This is a genomic window from Acinetobacter piscicola, from assembly GCF_015218165.1.
Taxonomy (GTDB): domain Bacteria; phylum Pseudomonadota; class Gammaproteobacteria; order Pseudomonadales; family Moraxellaceae; genus Acinetobacter; species Acinetobacter piscicola_A.
The window spans coordinates 589,724-609,389 of sequence record NZ_CP048659.1 but is presented as its reverse complement, the minus strand read 5'-3'; the positions used below and the strand labels follow the sequence as shown (position 1 = coordinate 609,389).

General features: G+C 37.8%; 19 protein-coding genes. 13 read left to right on the top strand and 6 right to left on the bottom strand.

What is annotated here, in order from left to right; translation table 11 throughout:
- Nucleotides 1–7 precede the first annotated feature (7 nt).
- Nucleotides 8–1,996, bottom strand: coding sequence for a lytic transglycosylase domain-containing protein (locus G0028_RS02950; protein ID WP_180046431.1), 1,989 nt, complete (start codon nt 1,994–1,996; stop codon nt 8–10).
- A 264-nt stretch (nt 1,997–2,260) separates the two neighbouring features.
- Between G0028_RS02950 and miaB the strand changes: the two genes are divergently transcribed.
- From miaB to G0028_RS02925, 5 genes are all read left to right on the top strand, one after another.
- Complete coding sequence (gene miaB / locus G0028_RS02945; RefSeq protein WP_130074392.1) at nt 2,261–3,715, top strand: tRNA (N6-isopentenyl adenosine(37)-C2)-methylthiotransferase MiaB; 1,455 nt, start codon at nt 2,261–2,263, stop codon at nt 3,713–3,715.
- A gap of 38 nt (nt 3,716–3,753) precedes the next feature.
- On the top strand, nt 3,754–4,830 hold the full coding sequence (locus G0028_RS02940) for a PhoH family protein (RefSeq protein WP_130074391.1): 1,077 nt from the start codon (nt 3,754–3,756) through the stop codon (nt 4,828–4,830).
- A 33-nt stretch (nt 4,831–4,863) separates the two neighbouring features.
- Nucleotides 4,864–5,349 carry an rRNA maturation RNase YbeY gene (gene ybeY / locus G0028_RS02935; RefSeq protein ID WP_180046433.1) on the top strand — a complete coding sequence of 162 codons (486 nt, stop codon included), beginning with the start codon at nt 4,864–4,866 and terminating at the stop codon, nt 5,347–5,349.
- A 178-nt stretch (nt 5,350–5,527) separates the two neighbouring features.
- Nucleotides 5,528–6,637, top strand: a complete 1,110-nt coding sequence (locus G0028_RS02930; protein WP_180046435.1) for a mechanosensitive ion channel family protein — start codon at nt 5,528–5,530, stop codon at nt 6,635–6,637.
- Nucleotides 6,638–6,642: 5 nt separating this feature from the next.
- Entirely contained in the window at nt 6,643–7,263 is a 621-nt protein-coding gene (locus G0028_RS02925) for a DUF3841 domain-containing protein (protein WP_165353080.1), read from the top strand.
- 7 nt (nt 7,264–7,270) lie between these two features.
- Here the strand turns inward: G0028_RS02925 and G0028_RS02920 are convergent, their stop codons facing one another.
- Entirely contained in the window at nt 7,271–8,155 is an 885-nt protein-coding gene (locus tag G0028_RS02920) for an energy transducer TonB (protein ID WP_180046437.1), read from the bottom strand.
- 219 nt (nt 8,156–8,374) lie between these two features.
- Here G0028_RS02920 and G0028_RS02915 point away from each other — a divergent pair, with 219 nt between their 5' ends.
- From G0028_RS02915 to G0028_RS02890, 6 genes are all read left to right on the top strand, one after another.
- Nucleotides 8,375–9,055: a hypothetical protein gene (locus G0028_RS02915; protein WP_174493354.1), complete on the top strand. Its 681-nt coding sequence runs from the start codon at nt 8,375–8,377 to the stop codon at nt 9,053–9,055.
- 147 nt (nt 9,056–9,202) lie between these two features.
- Nucleotides 9,203–9,907 (top strand): DUF3108 domain-containing protein, encoded by a 705-nt coding sequence (locus tag G0028_RS02910; RefSeq protein ID WP_130074385.1) that lies wholly within the window; start codon nt 9,203–9,205, stop codon nt 9,905–9,907.
- Nucleotides 9,908–10,009: 102 nt separating this feature from the next.
- On the top strand, nt 10,010–10,585 hold the full coding sequence (locus G0028_RS02905) for a xanthine phosphoribosyltransferase (RefSeq protein WP_130074384.1): 576 nt from the start codon (nt 10,010–10,012) through the stop codon (nt 10,583–10,585).
- A gap of 135 nt (nt 10,586–10,720) precedes the next feature.
- Complete coding sequence (locus G0028_RS02900; RefSeq protein WP_130074383.1) at nt 10,721–11,596, top strand: acyl-CoA thioesterase; 876 nt, start codon at nt 10,721–10,723, stop codon at nt 11,594–11,596.
- A 2-nt stretch (nt 11,597–11,598) separates the two neighbouring features.
- On the top strand, nt 11,599–12,042 hold the full coding sequence (locus G0028_RS02895) for a hypothetical protein (protein ID WP_180046439.1): 444 nt from the start codon (nt 11,599–11,601) through the stop codon (nt 12,040–12,042).
- 170 nt (nt 12,043–12,212) lie between these two features.
- Entirely contained in the window at nt 12,213–12,608 is a 396-nt protein-coding gene (locus G0028_RS02890) for a hypothetical protein (RefSeq protein WP_174493358.1), read from the top strand.
- Between the two features lie 335 nt (nt 12,609–12,943).
- Here the strand turns inward: G0028_RS02890 and wrbA are convergent, their stop codons facing one another.
- Nucleotides 12,944–13,537: an NAD(P)H:quinone oxidoreductase gene (gene wrbA / locus G0028_RS02885; protein ID WP_130074380.1), complete on the bottom strand. Its 594-nt coding sequence runs from the start codon at nt 13,535–13,537 to the stop codon at nt 12,944–12,946.
- Between the two features lie 113 nt (nt 13,538–13,650).
- Between wrbA and G0028_RS02880 the strand changes: the two genes are divergently transcribed.
- Nucleotides 13,651–14,895, top strand: a complete 1,245-nt coding sequence (locus G0028_RS02880; RefSeq protein ID WP_130074379.1) for a YihY family inner membrane protein — start codon at nt 13,651–13,653, stop codon at nt 14,893–14,895.
- Between the two features lie 284 nt (nt 14,896–15,179).
- Here G0028_RS02880 and G0028_RS02875 read toward each other — a convergent pair whose 3' ends face one another.
- From G0028_RS02875 to G0028_RS02865, 3 genes are all read right to left on the bottom strand, one after another.
- The gene (locus G0028_RS02875; RefSeq protein WP_180046441.1) at nt 15,180–16,541 is read right to left on the bottom strand and encodes an NAD(P)-binding domain-containing protein; all 1,362 of its coding nucleotides are present in this window, start codon (nt 16,539–16,541) and stop codon (nt 15,180–15,182) included.
- Nucleotides 16,542–17,008: 467 nt separating this feature from the next.
- On the bottom strand, nt 17,009–17,647 hold the full coding sequence (locus G0028_RS02870) for a fumarylacetoacetate hydrolase family protein (protein WP_130074377.1): 639 nt from the start codon (nt 17,645–17,647) through the stop codon (nt 17,009–17,011).
- A 38-nt stretch (nt 17,648–17,685) separates the two neighbouring features.
- Nucleotides 17,686–18,186 carry a YcxB family protein gene (locus G0028_RS02865; RefSeq protein ID WP_180046442.1) on the bottom strand — a complete coding sequence of 167 codons (501 nt, stop codon included), beginning with the start codon at nt 18,184–18,186 and terminating at the stop codon, nt 17,686–17,688.
- A gap of 174 nt (nt 18,187–18,360) precedes the next feature.
- Here G0028_RS02865 and G0028_RS02860 point away from each other — a divergent pair, with 174 nt between their 5' ends.
- A complete protein-coding gene (locus G0028_RS02860; RefSeq protein WP_180046444.1) occupies nt 18,361–19,665 on the top strand; it encodes an SRPBCC family protein in 1,305 nt (434 codons plus the stop codon).
- The last annotated feature ends 1 nt before the right edge of the window (nt 19,666 follow it).

The following is a 19,666-nucleotide window of genomic DNA, read 5'->3' as shown; positions in this document are numbered from 1 at the left end:
AATTCTGTTATTCAAAAGCTCGAATGGCAATATTTGGCATACGGCTTTCAATGACTTGTGGTCCTTGCCCGAGTAACATGCCGTAATGTACCGCATTGGTCATCACATTTTTTACATAATCGCGTGTTTCATTCAGTGGAATCGCCTCAGTATATTGATCTGCGGCTAAACTGCGATCATTTGGCTGCCAACGTTTAGCACGGTTTGGGCCTGCATTATACCCCGCTGTCGCTAAAACAGGATTATTACTTAACTGTTGTTGAATCATAGATAAATAATATGTGCCATAGCGAATGTTGGTATTTGGATCACTCAGTGCGGCAGGATTATAGGTTTCACCCATTTGTCGTGCAACTTGCTTTGCTGTCCCTGGCATGATTTGCATCAGACCACCTGCCCCCACATGTGAACGAGCCGCAGTGACAAAACGACTTTCTTGACGCATCAAACCATATGCCCAAGCAGGGTCAATGCCAACATTACGACTGTGACTGACAACTAAAGATTGATGTGGTGTGGCATAACGATACGTATAGTTATGCTTCTTCTTGGTTCGATCTGCTGCATAAATTGCACGATCATACCACCCCATATTCGTCGCACGTTGTGCAGCAGCAAGCAATAAACCATCATCTTGTTTTAAATACGCTTGGCGCACTGCCCAGTTCCATTCACGATTGGTATAACTCGGATTGGCATTGATATTTTTTAAGGCAAATGCACGGCGGAAATGAATATCTTGATTCAAACGTTGCACATCGCTTGACGATGGTTGTTCCTGACTCAAACCGTCATTATATTTTTGACCAATATGATCTCTTGCTAAGAGATTATGGTAATCATCGCCTGACATTGCCAAACGTTTAAAAATTTCTTCGGCAGTCTTTTTCGAGGATTTATCACCCCGTTGTTCAGATGCACGTGCTAACCAATATTGCCAACGATCTTCTTGTTTTTGTGTCACACTCATGCTCTCAATCGCACGAATGACACTTTCCCATGCCCCAAAACGAATGGCTTGTCGTGCATAAATTTCAGCCTCTTCTGCACTAAATGGCGCACCATAACTGGCATCTAAACTTTCTAAGACTTGGCGATTGAAATTATTTTTCATCACCGTTGTCCCGCCAATATAACCGACTGTACGGTATAAATACTTTTGTACTGTATCAGGCACACCCTGAGCAAGGCGTGGCACAGACTGTAAGGCAGAGGTTAAATCAGTGTCTGCAGCACGCCCTAAAGCAAATATCATATAAGCATAATCTGTAACATTGGCTTTAGGTGCTGTCCATAAATAATTTAATGGATTGGCTTGAATCTGATTAAGTTGTGCCAATGAAAGATTAACACCGATCGACTGTGCGGTAGCAATGGCTTGTCCAGACTGCCCCGCACGAAGCTGTGCATAGAGTCGCTGTTGACGATCTTCAGCCGTCAATAACGGACTAGACAACATTAAACGACCTAAGCCATTACATGATTCAGGTTGAGAATTGGTCGCCAACCAAACATCTTTAAACTCAGCAAAGACTAAGGAATCGCCTGTTTTGGCACGTACTTGTGCCATAGCACAACTTTCTGCTTGGTCTGGATTAGACACATAAGCCAAAACAGGTTGAGCACTCGCAAAGTCGGCTTGTTTTACTTTTTCTTCGACATAATCTGCAGCAAGCTTTTCTGCCATAGCAGACTGTGGGTAACGCTGTGCAAAGCTCACAATATTTGCAGCAGGTTGAAATGCTAAATTTGAATTTAACGAGAAATATTCTGGGTAATATCCTAATGCATCATTTTGCATGGAATACTTGTATTGCTCTAAAGCTGCTGGATTATTGGCATTACGAAGTACATCATTAAATTGTTCTTCTACAGCCTGCGTGACTTGTAAACCTGCACATGCAACTAAACCTAAAACACACGATGTTATTTTATTTTTTTTGATTGATTTTTGATTTAACACGTTTTCTCTCACCAAGGTATTGTTATCTTGCATGGTTAACCTTTTTCAACATCGCACGAAATAACGTGTAGTTTAATTATTCTCATGCTTTTCTACTGTTCTGTTGTGTAACCTTATGATTCAACGTTATTAATTTTATCCATTTTTCGTTCTTTTTTAGCATGATTTGAATATTCATCTTACTGTATAGATTTTTATTATGGCTTTGTATGTAAATACTGTAAAATGCGCTACTTTATTGGTTTGACGAAACGTCACTCCATTTAATTTTTGGTTTTATATAGGATAAACACCTCCATGACGGTTCAAACCTTCATCCCCAATGGTGCCAAAGCTGCCTCAGAAAACACTGTTCTCCAGCCACAGCACACCCCAGCAGACGGTACAGTGAAAAAACTGTATATCGAAACGCAAGGGTGTCAGATGAATGAGTATGACAGTCATCGTATGGCAGATCTTTTAGGCGATTCACACGGTTATGTACTGACCACTGATCCTAAAGATGCAGATATTCTCCTAATGAATACCTGTTCAATTCGTGAAAAAGCACAAGAAAAAGTGTTTTCTGAATTGGGTCGCTGGCGCAAACTCAAAGAACAAAATCCAGATTTAGTGATTGGTGTCGGTGGATGTGTTGCTTCGCAAGAAGGTGACAATATTCAAAAACGTGCGCCATATGTCGATATGGTTTTTGGTCCACAAACCTTACACCGTTTGCCACAAATGCTTGATCAACATCATGATCAAGTCGAAAAACCGAAAAAAGAAAAAATTAAATTGGTCGATATTTCATTTCCAGATATTGAAAAATTCGACTTTTTACCTGAGCCACGTGTGGAAGGTTTTAAAGCTTTTGTTTCGATCATGGAAGGCTGTTCAAAATACTGCTCTTTCTGTGTTGTACCATATACACGTGGTGAAGAAGTTTCTCGTCCACTTGATGACGTTTTAGCTGAAATCGCAGGTTTAGCTGAAAAAGGCGTGCGTGAAATTAGCCTTTTAGGTCAAAACGTGAATGGTTACCGTGGTGAAACCTTTGAAGGTGAAATCTGCACCTTTGCAGATTTACTGCGTTTAGTCGCGGAAATTCCAGGGATTGGTCGTCTACGTTACACAACTTCACATCCACTTGAATTTAATGATGATTTGATTCAATGCTACCGTGACTTACCACAAATGGTTTCACATTTACATTTGCCTGTACAAAGTGGCTCAAATGATGTGTTACAAGCAATGAAACGTAACCATACTATCGATGTTTATATCGACAAAATTGCGAAGTTACGTAAAGTTCGCCCAGATATGCATTTATCTTCAGACTTCATTATTGGCTTCCCTGGTGAAACTGATGCAAATTTTGAAGAAACTTATCAGTTTATTCAAGATTTAGATTTTGACCATTCTTATAGTTTTATCTATTCAAAACGTCCAGGTACGCCAGCATCTGAACTTGCAGATGAAACGCCTGAGTCTGTCAAGAAAGAACGCTTGGCTAAAGTTCAACAATGGATTAAACAATCCAGTATTGAAAAAACTGATGCCATGCTTGGAACCATCCAACGTGTTCTAATTGAGAGTGTTTCCAATAAAGATCCTAATTTATTGGTTGGAACCGCAGACAATACACGTTTAGTAACATTTATTGGCGATGCGAATTGGGTGGGACGCTTTGCAGAGATTGAGATCACAGAGATTAAAACCTTAAATTTAGTTTATGGTGAACTCTTGAATCTTGAGCCTGACGTGTCGTAATGTAGAGCTATCCATTAAGCTTATAAAAAGGATATCTCTTGACTGCCGAAATTCGACGTACAGTAGCTTTTCCTGGCATTTCTATGGAACGTTTAAAAAGCATGCTTGGTGCTTATAACAGCCATATGAAACAAATAGAACAACGTTTAGAGGTCAAAATCTCCCATCGAAGTGAAGCTTTTTTTATCGATGGGAAATTAGATGCTGTTGAAAGAGCAGAAATTTTATTGCAACGTTTATATGACGAAGCTGAATTTTCTGCTCAAATTAGTGCAGATACCGTTCACCTCATGATTCAAGGCAGCCAAACTGACCGAGAGTTACAAGCTGATTTATCAGATAACGAACATACAGGGCTTGAAGCCATTTGGCTGCAAACTCCTAAAGGGCGTGTTAATCCACGCGGCATCAACCAAAAACGTTATGTACAACGTATTTTACAAAGTGACATTTCTTTCGGGATTGGTCCTGCAGGTACGGGTAAAACCTATCTTGCTGTTGCTGCCGCAGTCGACATGCTTGAGCGCAACGAAATTCAAAGAATTTTACTCGTCCGTCCTGCTGTTGAAGCGGGTGAAAAGCTGGGTTTTTTACCCGGCGATTTAACTCAAAAAATTGACCCCTACTTACGCCCACTTTACGATGCCTTGTATGAAATGCTTGGCTTTGAAAAAGTCGCAAAACTCATTGAGCGTCAAATCATTGAAGTTGCTCCCCTCGCCTATATGCGTGGTCGTACTTTAAATCATTCTTTTGTTATTTTGGATGAAGCGCAAAATACTACACCTGAACAAATGAAAATGTTTTTAACGCGTTTAGGTTTTGGTTCACGGGCTGTCATTACGGGGGATATTACCCAAGTTGACTTACCACGTGGTCAACAATCAGGTCTTGCACATGCACTGCGTGTACTTGAAAATGTCAAAGAAATTCATATCACACGTTTCCATTCTCGTGATGTTGTTCGTCATCAATTGGTTCAAAAAATTGTTGAAGCTTATGAAGGATGGGAAGGTGAACAACACCGTTTAAGTTCTGCTGCACGTGCTGAGCGTAAAGCGCTACAACAAGCCCTCATCGCAGATAATGACCTCAAAGCAGATGCACAGGACTAAAACGTTATACATGGTTAAAGTTAAGGATTCATTTTGAAACTTAGTTTATCGTTACAACAAGCGTTTGAGGCACCTGAATTGGTACTCAAACGTGCCTATGTAAAAAAAGTCGTTGAAACGACACTGCGCTTTATTGACACACAAAGTGATTGTGAAATTGGTATTGCCTGTGTGGATGTCGATGAAAGTCACAAACTCAATTTAGAATATCGTGGTAAAGACAAACCGACTAACGTGCTGTCTTTCCCAAGTGATTTGCCTGATGAAATGGCTCAAATCTTAGATACATTCCCCATTGGTGATTTGGTGATTTGCATTCCTGTGGTTTTACAAGAAGCGCTTGAACAAGAAAAAACACCAATTGAGCATTTCACACATATGCTGGTGCATGGCTCTTTGCATTTAATGGGTTATGACCATGAAACTTCTGAAGCTGATGCTGAGGAAATGGAAGCTTTAGAAATTGAGATTTTGACAAAATTAGGTTTCGATAATCCTTACACCATCAAAGAAAGTTAATATCAACTTTCCTTGCAAGATAAGTAATGTCAACATTGCTTATCTTGTTTTTATTTGAGAATAAGAAAATCGTTACACTTATACGGTAAAATTACAAAAGTTAGTTCTATCACCGCAAACACCTTTTATCTATACTGTCAAAGTCCCTAAAAATATTAGATAATTTATCACTTAAATCATGTTCGACCGCCTATTCAACGAGTTTTTAGATGCCCTCAAACGCAGTATCTATTTAAGTATGGGTGCGCCAGAGAATCACGATTTAGATTGGGATATCCTTGCAGCTTCAATATTGAGCAAGCTCTTTATTGTCGTCATCTTAATCGCATTTTTTTGGCTACTGAGTCGGGTTTTACGGCTTTTTGTTCGCTATATATCTAAAAAGTTTAATACTAATCCAATCATTACAAACATCATCAACAATACCATTCACTTTTTTTGGTTACTTGCCTCAGTCATTACGATTCTTTCGCAATTTGGTTTATCTGAAAAATATTTACAAGCTGTTTCACGCGCTGCGATTGTTTCTTTGATCTTTTATATGATTTGGATGCTATTTACCAAACTCACTATGCGTTTCTTAGATCGTTTTTATATTGATGATTCGTTAAAACAACTGTTACGTAACATTATTTCTGTGCTCCTCGTCATTTTTGGCATCGCAGCCATCATGGCACAGTTTGGCTTTAATATTATTTCGATTATGGCAGGTCTTGGGATTGTCGGGATTGCAGTGAGTTTCGCCGCTCAGTCCACATTGTCTAATTTTATTGCGGGTATTACAATTTTAATAGAACGCCCTTTTCATATTGGCGACTGGGTGCGTATTAATAAATTTGAAGGAAAAATTACGCAAATTTTACTCAGAACGACCCATATTCGTAACCGTGATAATTTATTGATTATTATTCCAAACTCAACCGTTGCCAATGCCGAGGTCACCAATTTAACTGCGCATGAAAGAATGCGTTTTGAAAGTTATTGCCGTATTTCACTGCATGAAGATATTGAAAAAGCACGTCAAGCTATTTTAATGCGTTTAGACCAAGAAGATGAATATTTAAAAACCCCTGCACCGAGTGTTGATGTGCGTGAATTTGCAGAATCAGGCATCGTGCTGATTGTGCGTTATTGGCTCGAACCCTATCAAATGGAGCGCTTACCTCGTATTCAAGAAAAGTTACTAGAACACGTCAAAGAAGCCCTGCAAGATGCCAAAATTGAAGTACCCTATCCACATCTACAATTACTGCCTCAACCTTTTTCAAAGCAAAATGAAAATGAATGAAATACATGAATGAACAAAACACGTTAACCACATTGTGGACAATTCAAGACTATTCTTTTTATGAAAAAATTTTGCAAAATCAAATTATTTACCCATACTATTCAGATCACATAGATCGACGTTGTGTACATGGCTACCAATGGCTTATCCAGCAAATGAATATGCGTATTGGGGCTTCATCTCAATATGCCAGTTGCCCAATCTGGGCATGGTATCAATGGCAATCATCCACACAGAAGCGCCCTGATTTGAGATATTCAGGACATTTAAGCAAAGGAAGCAAAGCGGTTCGCATCGAATTTCAAAAGAAAAGCCATGAGATTTTATTGTCTGATTTTGATTTATGGCATTATCCTTATTCTTTTAAATCATATATCCCTTGTTCAACAGCAGATGAAATTCAATTTAATGAAAAATTAAAAAACTTAGGGCTAGAAGATACTGATTTTTATCAATTACCTAGAGACATTAAACAAGAGATAAAAACCAGTTGGCAACATTGTTTTGATTTAAACTTTGACCATACTGAGTACAGCCGTATCGCTGAAAATAAATGTATTCAAGCCACTCTTTGGTCACTGAGCATTGATGAAATCGTCACAGTCGATGAATTTATTGCTCGTTAAAATGTCCTCAATGCACTTCAAACTCAGATTCAGCAGGATCAAAACGCCAAGTTCGTATAATTCTCAGCTCAGAAATATCTTTCATATTGGCATCAAAATTTCCAAACGGCGCACCTTTACGCACTGAGTTTTTTGCAGCTTCATCTAAAATTGGATGCCCTGAACTTTCAATCAAACGAATCGCACGAATACCACCTGAAGCATTCAAGATCACCATTAAACGAACTTCACCCGATAAGCGTTGTTGTTTTGCCTCATCAGGATAATAACGGTTACCATACAATTCTACTTTGGCACGAAACTTCTCCAAATAAGCTGCTGAAGCGTCTTTTTTCGCTTGAATACCATCCACAGTTTTAATTTTTTGCTGTTTACTAAAATTTTGCTGTTTTTGTAAATATTGTGCTTCTAAACTCGCCACCATGGCTGCTTTGGCTTGAAATTGACTTTGCAGCTCATCCATGGCTTTTTTACGTTCATTTTGTTCTGCTTGTTTCTGCCAACTGAGCACAGTCATCAATACTTTTTCTTCAAACTTTAATTCACGCTTTTGCTGTACTTTTTCCAACGCTTCTAACTCTTGCTCACCAACGCTTAGATCTTTTGTCTGTGCGGGCATATCACTCGACATACGGTGCTTTTCACGAAATACACCAGAGCCTTGTTGGTCTTCTTGCGCTAAAAAGTCTGCATCTTTGACTTCATCTGCACTTGGGCGCAAGGTCACAGCAATGTCTTTGCTATGATGTAAATCATGTTCTTTGGGCTCAGCAAACTGTAATGAAATAAAAACCAGATGCAGTGCAATCGCCACTACGACAGCACTTAAGAAGATATTGTCTTCCCACCAAGGTAAAAAAGCCTTAGATGAAATCTTCATTTTTTTAAACATGACAATTGACCGCCATTCCCCAACTGAATCAAAAATAAAACTATTTTAGCATTACACTTTTAATACTTTTCAGTGCTGCTTTTAATAGAAAATATATCATTAGAATAAAACGTTAAAATGGTGCATCTAAATTTGCTAAACTGCAAGAATAAAGCTTGGAAATTTTAAACAAATCGACAAGATACACCGAATAAAATGAAGCTGATTTGGAACTCACTTATGCCGTCGCTACTTTCTAAGATTGCTCAACGTATTCAACGTATTTACCAAAAAGCTGGGGATTTTATTGAAGAAGAACGTGAGTTCCCTATATCACAGGTTTTTCTCAATGCCACTTTTCAACGTTTTGTCACTGACAATGTTGAAATTTTAGAAGACTTACATGCTGACTTACATAATGATTGGCTACGTTTATATGCAACATTGAATGTTAAAGGCATGCATCTAGTCTTAGGCGTAGATCTTAAACTCATTCAAATGGAATTTAACAAAGACATGCAACTCATCGTCTTTGAACAAATTAGCAATACCGAAGTCATTGAAGCAACTTATCCCAATTTTTTCTATAAGCTTGGGGTTAATGCTGCATTATTTTTCTATCAAAAAATTCTAAAAAAAGACCCTTTGGGCATGATTTTAGAAAAATTTAATGTATTGACTGTCAAAGATGAACTTTTGCATTTAGACCTTAATCGTTGGCTTGGTGACAAACGCTCAATTATGGATACCCTAAACAAAGTCCATATTAATCATGCTGAACTGAGAGAAACTGAACTTGTGGTCATTGGCAATGTCAATCTCATGGCACTATTTAACAAAGTAGGGAGTAATGACTGGGATGACGACTCCGCTGAGGATGATTTTATTGAAACGGATGTCACACCAATTCAACAAAAATAGCTTAAGCCCATGTTTAAAATGAAAACTTTGAAATAGATGTATGCAAAATAAATACACAAATTCACATATTTTGCTTAAATTCTAAGTTTTTCTCCTTAATTCAGTCGCATAATAGCTATATCGCGTCAATTGCATAGGATATTCCTTATGGCAACACAATTAATGAAAAAAATGAGTCTTACCACAGGGCTTGTTGCAGCTATATGCTTCACAGGTTTTTCAAGCCATGCTCTTGCCATGAGTCCATTCCAAGCCACTTACCAATTTTCCTATAATGGTAAAAATATGGGTTCGGCTACCCGCACCTTGAGCAAAAATGGTAACAATTGGAGTTATGTATTTGCAGCTAAAGCAGCAGCCATTGCCTCTGCCACAGAAACCAGTAATTTTTCTTTAAACAATGGTCAAATCCAATCCAATAACTTCAGTCGTACCAGTAAAATTTTGGTTCATAATGACACTATGACCATCAAGTTTAATCCAAGTACCAAAACTATTAACACCAATAAAAGTAATAAAGCCCGTTCTTTTGCTTGGAAAGCAGGTGCATTGGATGAGTTAAATGCTGAGTTACAAGTTCGTGAAGACTTAAAAGGTTCAGGCTTAAAATCAAGCTACCTCATTGCAGATGCCAAAGGTTTAGACACACGTCATTTTGTCAAACAAGGTAATGAGTCTGTCAAAACCAGCTATGGGACCTTCGATACTATTAAAGTCGTACTCACTCATGATAACAAAACCAAACAATCGATTTTTTGGTTAGCACCGAAGTTGGATTACTTACCTGTAAAAATGTCACACCAAGATGGTAAGACATCTTATAATCTTTCTCTGACAGGCTACAAAAAATAAGCTATTTTCCACTTTTCGTGAAATTGAGCTTGCTTTTTTCTTGGTGCTTTTTAAAATACGCCTTTGCTTGAAAAAGCACCTTGCCCTTAGAGGATTCTTCCCGTGTACGCACTAGAACAGAAAATCTTGGCTGAAGGTATCGTTCTATCTGATCAGGTTCTGAAAGTCGATTCTTTTTTAAACCATCAAATTGATCCTGTTATGATGCAGCAAATTGGTCAGGAATTTGCGCGTCTATTTAAAGATGCAGGTATTACCAAAATCATTACGATTGAAGCTTCAGGTATCGCGCCAGCAGTAATGGCCGGACTTGAGCTTGGTGTTCCCGTGATTTTTGCACGTAAATACCAATCTTTAACGTTAAAAGATGACCTATATCGTTCTAAAGTTTTCTCATTTACTAAACAAGTTGAAAGCACCATTGCGATCTCAAAAAAGCATATCAGTGCAGGTGATAAAGCCCTTGTTATTGATGACTTTTTAGCAAATGGTCAAGCTGCTTTAGGACTTGCTGATCTTATCCATCAAGCGAATGCTGAAGTTGTCGGTATTGGCATCGTGATTGAAAAATCATTCCAATCAGGTCGCCAACTACTTCTTGATAAAGGTTACCGTGTTGAGTCTTTGGCACGTGTTGAATCTTTAGCAAACGGTACAGTTACTTTCGTTCAAGAATAACTGTAACTGTTTAAAATTGGGCGCTTTAGGCGCTCTTTTTTATTTCTGATCGAAAGGATAAATACTTTATTCATTCATTTCTTAAGTTGACTCGACTATATTATTTACAAATACAAAAATTAGGTCACCACCAGAATGGATTCACTCACACAGCAACTGACGCATTTATTAAATGTGCAACAAATTGACCAATATCTTTTCCAAGGTCAAACCAATCAACTTTTTGGTTCACATTTATTTGGCGGACAAATTTTAGCACAAGCTTTGATTGCTGCCTCTAAAACTACAGACCGCCCTGCACACTCCCTCCATGCTTATTTTATTCGTAGTGGTCGCACCGATTTACCGATTTTATTTAAAGTTGAAAATTTACGAGATGGTTCAAGCTTTTCAGCACGACAAGTTCACGCATTACAAGATGGTAAAGTCATATTTTCAGCAATGCTGTCTTTTGCGCAACCAGAACAAGGGTTAGAGTTTCAAATTTCAGCACCTGACTATCCTCACCCTGACACACTCATCCCTGAACAAGAGCATAAAATGATGATTGTGAATGATATTCCTGAAAGTCGCCGTGCCATTGTGATGCAACAATTTAACTTATTAATCCACCCTGTTGAATTTGCGAATCCATTTCACCCCATCAAAGCAGATACACAATATGCTGAATACTTTAGAAGTTTTGATAAAATTGAAGGTGAATTAGATACTATTGCAATGCATCAAGCCATTGCAGCTTATTATTCTGATTATAATTTACTCACCACATCTTTACGTCCGCATGGTGTAAGTTACGCCAACGGCGGTGTGCGCAGTGCAAGTTTAGATCACACCATACATTTTCATCATCATTTTCGGGTCGATGAATGGATGCTATATGACATGTATGCCACGCGCTCTAGCCAAGCACGCGGTTTAAATTTTGGTGAAATGTGGCAAAATGACCGTTTGGTATGTAGCGTTAGTCAAGAAAGTTTGATGCGTCAACGTACGTTTAGATCAAATCAGTAAAAATGATGAAAACCAAAATTATTCTTATGTCGGTGCTCTTATTGGCATGTACTGGGTTGATTGTATATTTCTTTACCCCAACCAAAACGATTTATTTACATCCTGAGGCAATAGGAACTTTGTATGATCAGCATACTGGACGCCCTTTAGCGTATAAGACGGGAGATATTGGTTATTACATGGCTGCGGATCATCGCTTCGAAAAAACCTTATCTGCTCAAGGTGCTTTTCAACTGCCTGCTTTTGAAATTCATTATAAATTTTTTAGACCCAATATGCGTAAGCTAGAAGGTCCTTTACAAATTTATATCGCCTTTGAAGGCTATGAAGGGAAAATTTATGATTATTCAGAAGTGTACTGGCAGCAAGTCCCTGATGAAAAAAATTCACCGCATATTTTCAATAAAATCAATGTCGGAAAAATTTATTTAAACCCTAAAAAATAATCAAAAATTTCTTTGTATTTGTTACATGAATGATAAAAATCAAGTGTTTGAATGAGTTACAATTTAGATGTCATAAGATTGAAATCATGACTTCAATTCAATCTAATAATGAATAGCATCAACAGAATAGACAAAGGCAAATGGACTTTATCCGAAATGAGTACTGATCAATGACTGATGAAATGGTTGTAATCTGCCCTAAGTGTGGTTCAAGTGAAATCGAAACACGTAATCATGAACAACTACTGCAAAAAGCAGGTGGCGTACTGCTTAGCTCAGCGGGCGCAGCAGCAGGAACTGTCGGCGGGGCTGCTTCAGGTGCATCGATTGGCGCTGCGATTGGAACTGTTGCAGGACCATTAGGCGTGATTATGGGAGGCACGATTGGGACGTTTGTCGGTGCAATCAGTGTCGGAATCACAGGTGGATTTTTAGGACATCGCTTTGGTAAGAAAGCGGGGGTGATGGTCGACCAGAATATTTATTTAGATTATGTATGTAAAAAATGTAAGCATCGTTTTAATATGACGACCAATACAAATGCAAATCAAAAACAACTCAAATAGAGCCCCATTCAGAAAAATACTTTGTGCATTACAAGATTAAATTTTAGAAAGTGAAAGTCACTCACTTTCTAATTTCATCCAAAATGAAATGAAATTACTTTGATCGCTCTGCCTTCTATTGAATCATCGAATGAATAGCATTGATCAAAAAACCATTAAAAGGTCTTAGGATCAATTTTCATATCATTAAAATTGAGTATTTTTAATCATTTTCCGATTTTCTAAATCAGCATTTTGAACATATTTTTTTGTTTTAATTCGTATTCAATACATAAAATAATGGCTCTCTAATCAACTCATATAAATACTGTAGACCAGAGAACCTTGCACACATATTAAAGTGCCATTTTTTTCACCACTTCACCCAAGCGTTTGCCTTGTGCTTCACATAAAACTTTTTCATCTTGGCTTAAACTTAAATCATGACGTGGACCACTCACATGAGTTGCACCATACGGCGTCCCCCCTGTTTTTGTATTCGACAATGCAGGCTCTGCATTGGTTAGACCCATGATCATCATGCCATGATGGAACAATGGAGGCAGCATCGTTAACAGTGTACTTTCCTGACCACCATGCATTGAACCTGAAGAAGTAAACACACACGCAGGTTTATTATGTAAAGCACCATTGAGCCAAAGACTTGTAGTCTGATCCCAAAAATATTTCATTTCAGATGCCATATTGCCAAAACGTGTTGGTGAACCTAAGGCTAAACCTGCACAATTTTGTAAATCATCCAAAGTACAATAAATATCACCTTCTTCTGGAATACTGGCTTGCGCTTCTGTCACCACGGTTGATAAATTGGGTACGGTACGTATTTTTACAGCAACCCCTGCTGCTTCAATACCATTGGCAATTAAATGTGCCATTTCTTTGGTTGCACCATATTTACTGTAATACAGAACTAAAACATACATTTGCATAATTTTTTAAAGATGTAAAAAAGAAAACTATACGGTATTTTTCTGTATTTTTGGTTAAGCTGTAACAGTAAATCTAGATAAACATGATGAAAATAAATTGAGATAGACAAAATATGATGAATTTACTGAAAAAGCTCCCCTTTTATGACAAAACTTGGTTTCAGTTTATTCTGTTTGTGATTCGTCGTTTTGAAGCGGATCGTTGTCGTGATCAAGCAGGCTCTTTAACCTATACCACGTTATTTGCTGTTGTCCCGATGTTGACGGTTTTTCTAGTGATTATCTCCTCGATTAAAGCACTTGAACCCGCTCGACAGCAGTTGCAACAAATGATTTATAGTAATTTTTTGCCAAAAACCAGTATTGCTTTTGACAAAGCCTTTAACGTTTTTACGCAAAACTCGAGCAACTTAACCGTAATCGGGATACTTTTCCTCTTCATCACCACCGTGATGATGCTAACCAGTATTGAATCAGTCTTTAATCGTATTTGGCGTGTCCAAGAAACCCGCAATGGTATAGTCGGCTTTATGCGCTATTGGACGATTATTTCTTTAGGACCAATTTTGCTCGGCAGTGCATTTGTGATTTCATCAACTCTTGCATCAATGAATGTACTCAGTAACAACTTTGCAGGTTACCAAGTGGATGGCACAGCATTATTATGGATTATCTCTTTTGCCTTAACGGTGCTCGGCTTTTTCATTTTATATTGGACTATTCCAAACCGTAGTGTACCCGTAAAAGCTGCAGCAATTTCAGGTCTATTTAGTGCCATTGTTTTTGAATTACTGAAAAACTTGTTTGGTTTCATTATGACCAACTTTACCAGTTATACCATTGTTTATGGTGCTTTTGCCGCAGTACCTATTTTCCTATTATGGATTTTTATGTCATGGAATATTGTATTACTAGGGGTTGAAATCAGTTATGCACTTACTGCATTTCATACAGGTAAAATCCAAACTCGTCATCCTATTTTAATGTTATTAGACGTTTTAGAGTTATTTTATCAGAAGCAAAAAAGTGGCAAAGCTGTGAGTGATGCAGAAGTGCTAAAAATTTTGGGCCGTGGTGAAATTGGGCGTTGGCCTGCTTATGTCAGCATGCTAGAAAAACAAAATTTAGTGACACGGACAGACAATAACGAATATGTATTGGCACGTAATTTAGACACTATTGATTTTTGGACATTTTATACTGCCTTACCTTATCCACTACCACGCCGTCAGGACGTTGGAAATATTCACCCTGATGATGTTTGGATGCAACGTATTGGTCCTGCCTTGATTGAGTCGGATGAATACTTGGCTGCGAAATTATCAATTCCACTTTCAACAATTTTAGAGAATAAATAGCAAAATCAAATCTCTTCTGAGATGATCCATTGTTTTAAGCTCAATGGATCTACTCGTTCCACTTTAAGCGGTATTAGTTCTTGTTTTGCTAATCATTGTTAATGATCTATACGGTGAAAAGAGGCAGCATCTAAATGATATAAATAACCATAAGTGCGACCTTGTAAACTGACCACTAAAATTGCCAATAAAAAAGGGCTGTAAAACTACAGCCCTTTTCATCTTAAAATATTGACCCATATAATTTTTCAACTATGCATTGATATGAATCACATGCTGAAAAATTATATGGCTTGCTGCTCTCGATTTTCACTCTCAAGATAAGCCTCCAAAGAGTCATCTAAAGCATATAACCACGGTGTATGATGCGGTTTCGACATTTTACCCGTCATGACAGAACGATAAGTTTTATCTCTAAAGTTCATAATGCCTTCTTTTTTATGCTTTTTCCATTGCATAAAAATATCATTTACGGCATCAATGTCAAAACTAGGATAATCGGTGGCTGCTATCAATTGTTTGATATATTCGCCTTGGAATTTCACCATTTGCTCAGGCGTTTTTAACTTACTTTCACGTGCCATCCACATTTGAGAGTGTGCTTGCATGTCAGCCGATGGAGGTAATTCAATTTTCCCCATGATAATGTCACGCACATACCAAGCTTGTGCATCGAACATATTGAAGGTATACCACTGGTCTTGCATACCCAAATAGAATAGTTTTGGATTATTTTCCCAAACCACGCCTTGATATAAAGATTGTGGATACAAGCAATTGTGCGTTTTGAGTCGTAAATCTTCCGCCATATAAGGAAAATGGTGCAAATAACCCGTGCACAGGATAATCGCATCAATTTTGGCAGAACTTCCATCACCAAAATAGGCTGTATTTTCATCTACTTTTAGCAGATGCTGCTTTTCAGACCAGTTTTTTGGCCATTTATAGCCCATCGGTTGACTACGATAACAACTATAAATTTGCTTTGCACCATATTTATAACATTGTGAACCAACATCTTCGGCAGAATAGCTACTTCCAACAAGCAGCACGGTTTTGCCTTTAAATTCAACAGCATCACGAAAATCATGTGCATGTAGAATTCGACCATTGAATTGATCAAAACCTTCATATTCAGGAACTTTAGGTGTAGAAAAATGTCCTGAAGCAACTACCACATAGTCAAACTGTTCCGAATACACTCGATCTTGTGTGTGGTCACATACGTAAACTGTAAATTTTTCCGTTACTTGATCATATTCAACATGACGTACTGCTGTATTAAAGCGAACCTGATTTTTCACACCAGCCTTTTCAACACGTCCTTTGATGTAATCCCAAAGTACCGCACGTGGAGGATATGAAGCGATTGGCTTTTTAAAATGTTCATCAAACGTATAGTCTGCGAACTCCAATGCTTCTTTTGGTCCATTAGACCATAAATAACGATACATACTTCCGTGTACCGCTTCGCCATGTTGATCTACACCTGTACGCCAAGTGTAATTCCATAGTCCGCCCCAATCGTTTTGTTTTTCGAAACATACAATTTCTGGAACTTGTAGACCTTTGGACTTTGCTGATTGAAATGCTCTTAATTGAGCCATGCCACTAGGACCTGCTCCGATAATTGCAATTCGGGTCATTGCTATCTCCATTAGTTTTTGAGTTCTTTGAAAAAGCTCCTAAAATGATGAGTTTAGCTAGCATTCAGATGCTACAGACATCATTTTTTATGATAAAAAAATAAGAACAAATAGAATCTGAATTTCAAGATCAACATCATCTTTTAAATTAGGATGCAGAGACAAATGAATATGAGTTCTTAGAGAAAAGTACATTGTTTATCCAACAAAATATCTCTAAATAAGAATAAAACTCATACAAAGAATAGACACCATATCACAAAAATAGATTTTATTTACCGATATCCATCAATTTAATGAATAATAATTTGTTACAACAGTTTCTAAATATTTCAAATAGTTATTTTTAACAATCGTAAAAAAAGCAGATCAAGTTATACTTAATCTGCTTTTCATCCATCGAATCTGTACTGAATCAAAATCAAAACAACATCAAATTCAGATGTAATTCCAAGTTCATGAATGAATTACTTCACAAAGCTTTTCCAAACGAAATCTTGATTTTGACCATTCAATGTCATCGTCAGTTGATCACCTGAAGCCAATGCACCCACACCAGCCGGTGTACCAGTCATCACTACATCACCTGGCTCTAAACTGAAAACTTGGCTTATATCCGCAAGCAAATAACCGATGTCGAAAATTAATAACGACGTATCCCCCTTTTGACGGACTTGCTCATTCACGGCAAATTCGAAAGTAATTGCATCCCAAGCTTTGACTTCATCGACACTGACCCAATCGGCAAGTACACATGAACCATCAAATGCTTTCGCACGTTCCCAAGGTTGACCTTTTTTCTTTAAGTCATCTTGCATATCACGCAAAGTTAAATCTAGACCAAGCGTGATAGCACCAATAGCTTCTAAGGCTTTCTCAGGATTAGTTTCACCCTTTAATGGCTTGTCTATACGTAAAGTTACTTCACATTCATGGTGCAAACTGCCCCAATTTTCATTCCAAGAAATACCTTCTTGTAAAGAAATCAAACTACTGGGTGGCTTAATAAATAAAACAGGACGATCTGGTGTTGCATTACCTAATTCTGCAATATGCGCTGCATAGCTACGACCGACACAGACAATTTTCGATGGACGTGTACTCATAATCTTCCCTTTTTCATATTAGTTTTGTTCGTATTAGGTTATTTTTTAAAAGTATTGGCAAATCGTGTTTGATCAGCTGAGTCTGCAAAAGCACGTTTCGGTACAATAATCACAGTACGATTTTTCAACTCAATCATATAAGTTAATTTGCCTTCCAAAAAATGTTGTACATCACTATATTGGAAAGATTTTTTAGGACGACCACTAGAAAAAATTTCTGCATGATCTTGAAATAATTCAATTCCTTGCTCACTTTTACCAAATTGGTATTTAATAAACTGGCGTTTAAACATCATGGGTAAAAACCAATAACGCATCAAGCCTTGCAGTAGCAAAAAGAATAGACCTAAAAAAACATAGTAACGTCCAACTGTTGCCATGCCCAAATACACGCCATATCCTATAATTGCAATGCTGACCAAAGGCGTTAAAAAACGTGAAATTTGCTTTTTGCCTAAGGTTGCAAGCTTAAAACCGTCCTGTGATTCTTCTAGATTAAGATAATAACGTGCAGATAATGCAGGCTGAGTGTCTGACATAGTGCTTCAATACAAAATTTAACGATGCCAAGATATTACACCAGAAATGACATTTAGCACTGCGTTTTCATGTTAATTTACATGCTTAATTTTAAAGTTTAGGTCAATTCAAAAAAGATCATTTTCATGTAAAAGATAAATCTAAAAATGCAGTACAAAAATAAGGATGCAAGGATGAAACTTATTCAAAAAACCCTATGTACATTACTTTGTGTAAGTGCAAGTTCGTTCAGTTTTGCCCAACTTGTGACATGGAGCGACAACATTCCGAGCAGTCTAAAACCTTTTCAAAATAGTGCACAGCAACTTGCGAGTTATGTACAGGATGATATTTTTATCTATCCTCAAGCAGCAACCAAAACAAGTTTACCCACATTAAAAGCCAACCCGAACCCAACTGCACGCTTCACCTCTGCGGCTATTATTGTGCCTGTTAGTAGCCAAGAGGTGGCAAAAACTTTAAGTAATTACACTCAATATGTCGGCTTATTTCCAACCTTAAAAACAGCAAAGTTGCTTGAACAAAAAGGCAATGTCAGCAAAATGCAATATCGCGTATCAATTCCGACACCCATTCCTGTACTGAATTTTAACGAAGATATCGTGATGCAACATCAAGTCTCTAGCAACAGTATTTCCACAATTGTCATTGATGCACCACTCCCCTATGCAGTTGGCAAATTAGAATGGTTTAGCTTAGGGGATAAAAAAACCCTTGTGACACTGACCCAATGGGGTGACACAAATCAACCTAAAGGATTCTTATTTAAACAAATTTTAAATGCAATTCCTGAAGCCAAACTTGGGATTCCAACAGGTACAGGTGCTTTTGTTCTAGAGTCATTACGACAACGCTTTGGAACAAAAAATGTCATTGCACTGAATGCTGGACAATTACCTGAACCTAAACTGAGTGCTGCTCAACTACAGAAAATTGATGCTTTAAGTGAAAATACAGGACAACCCGTGAGCATTGTGAACATGCCGACAACCGTACCTTATACGCATGGACGGGAGATGTTACGCTTTACCACTACCTATCAATCCTTTAAAGAAACACCGCAACAATTACAAAAATGGCTACAACCCACTTCTTACCAAAGTGTTTTTCCGCGTCAAATCAAGAAAATCACCACATCAGCCCTCACAGTACAAGGGCAAGATACCGATTTTAAAGTCAGTATCGGTCTCGGTGTAGTCAGCATTCCCTTTGACTTTAAAATGCATTTTAATTTTCCAAAAAGCAATGAAAATAACTTTTTCGCCAATGGCGGTGATTTACGTTATCTCAAAGGGCAAGTCCAACTCAATCCGCAAGATACAGGTACATTTATGCGTGTAACGACAGCCGTCAAAGTCGATGAAAAAGCACCTTTCTTACTCAGAGCTGCACGTAGTTTGCCATATCATGATATGTTACCTGCCGTAGGTGGAAATGCTGTATTTACTCAAAAAATTAGAGCGCAAAGCAAATCATAGG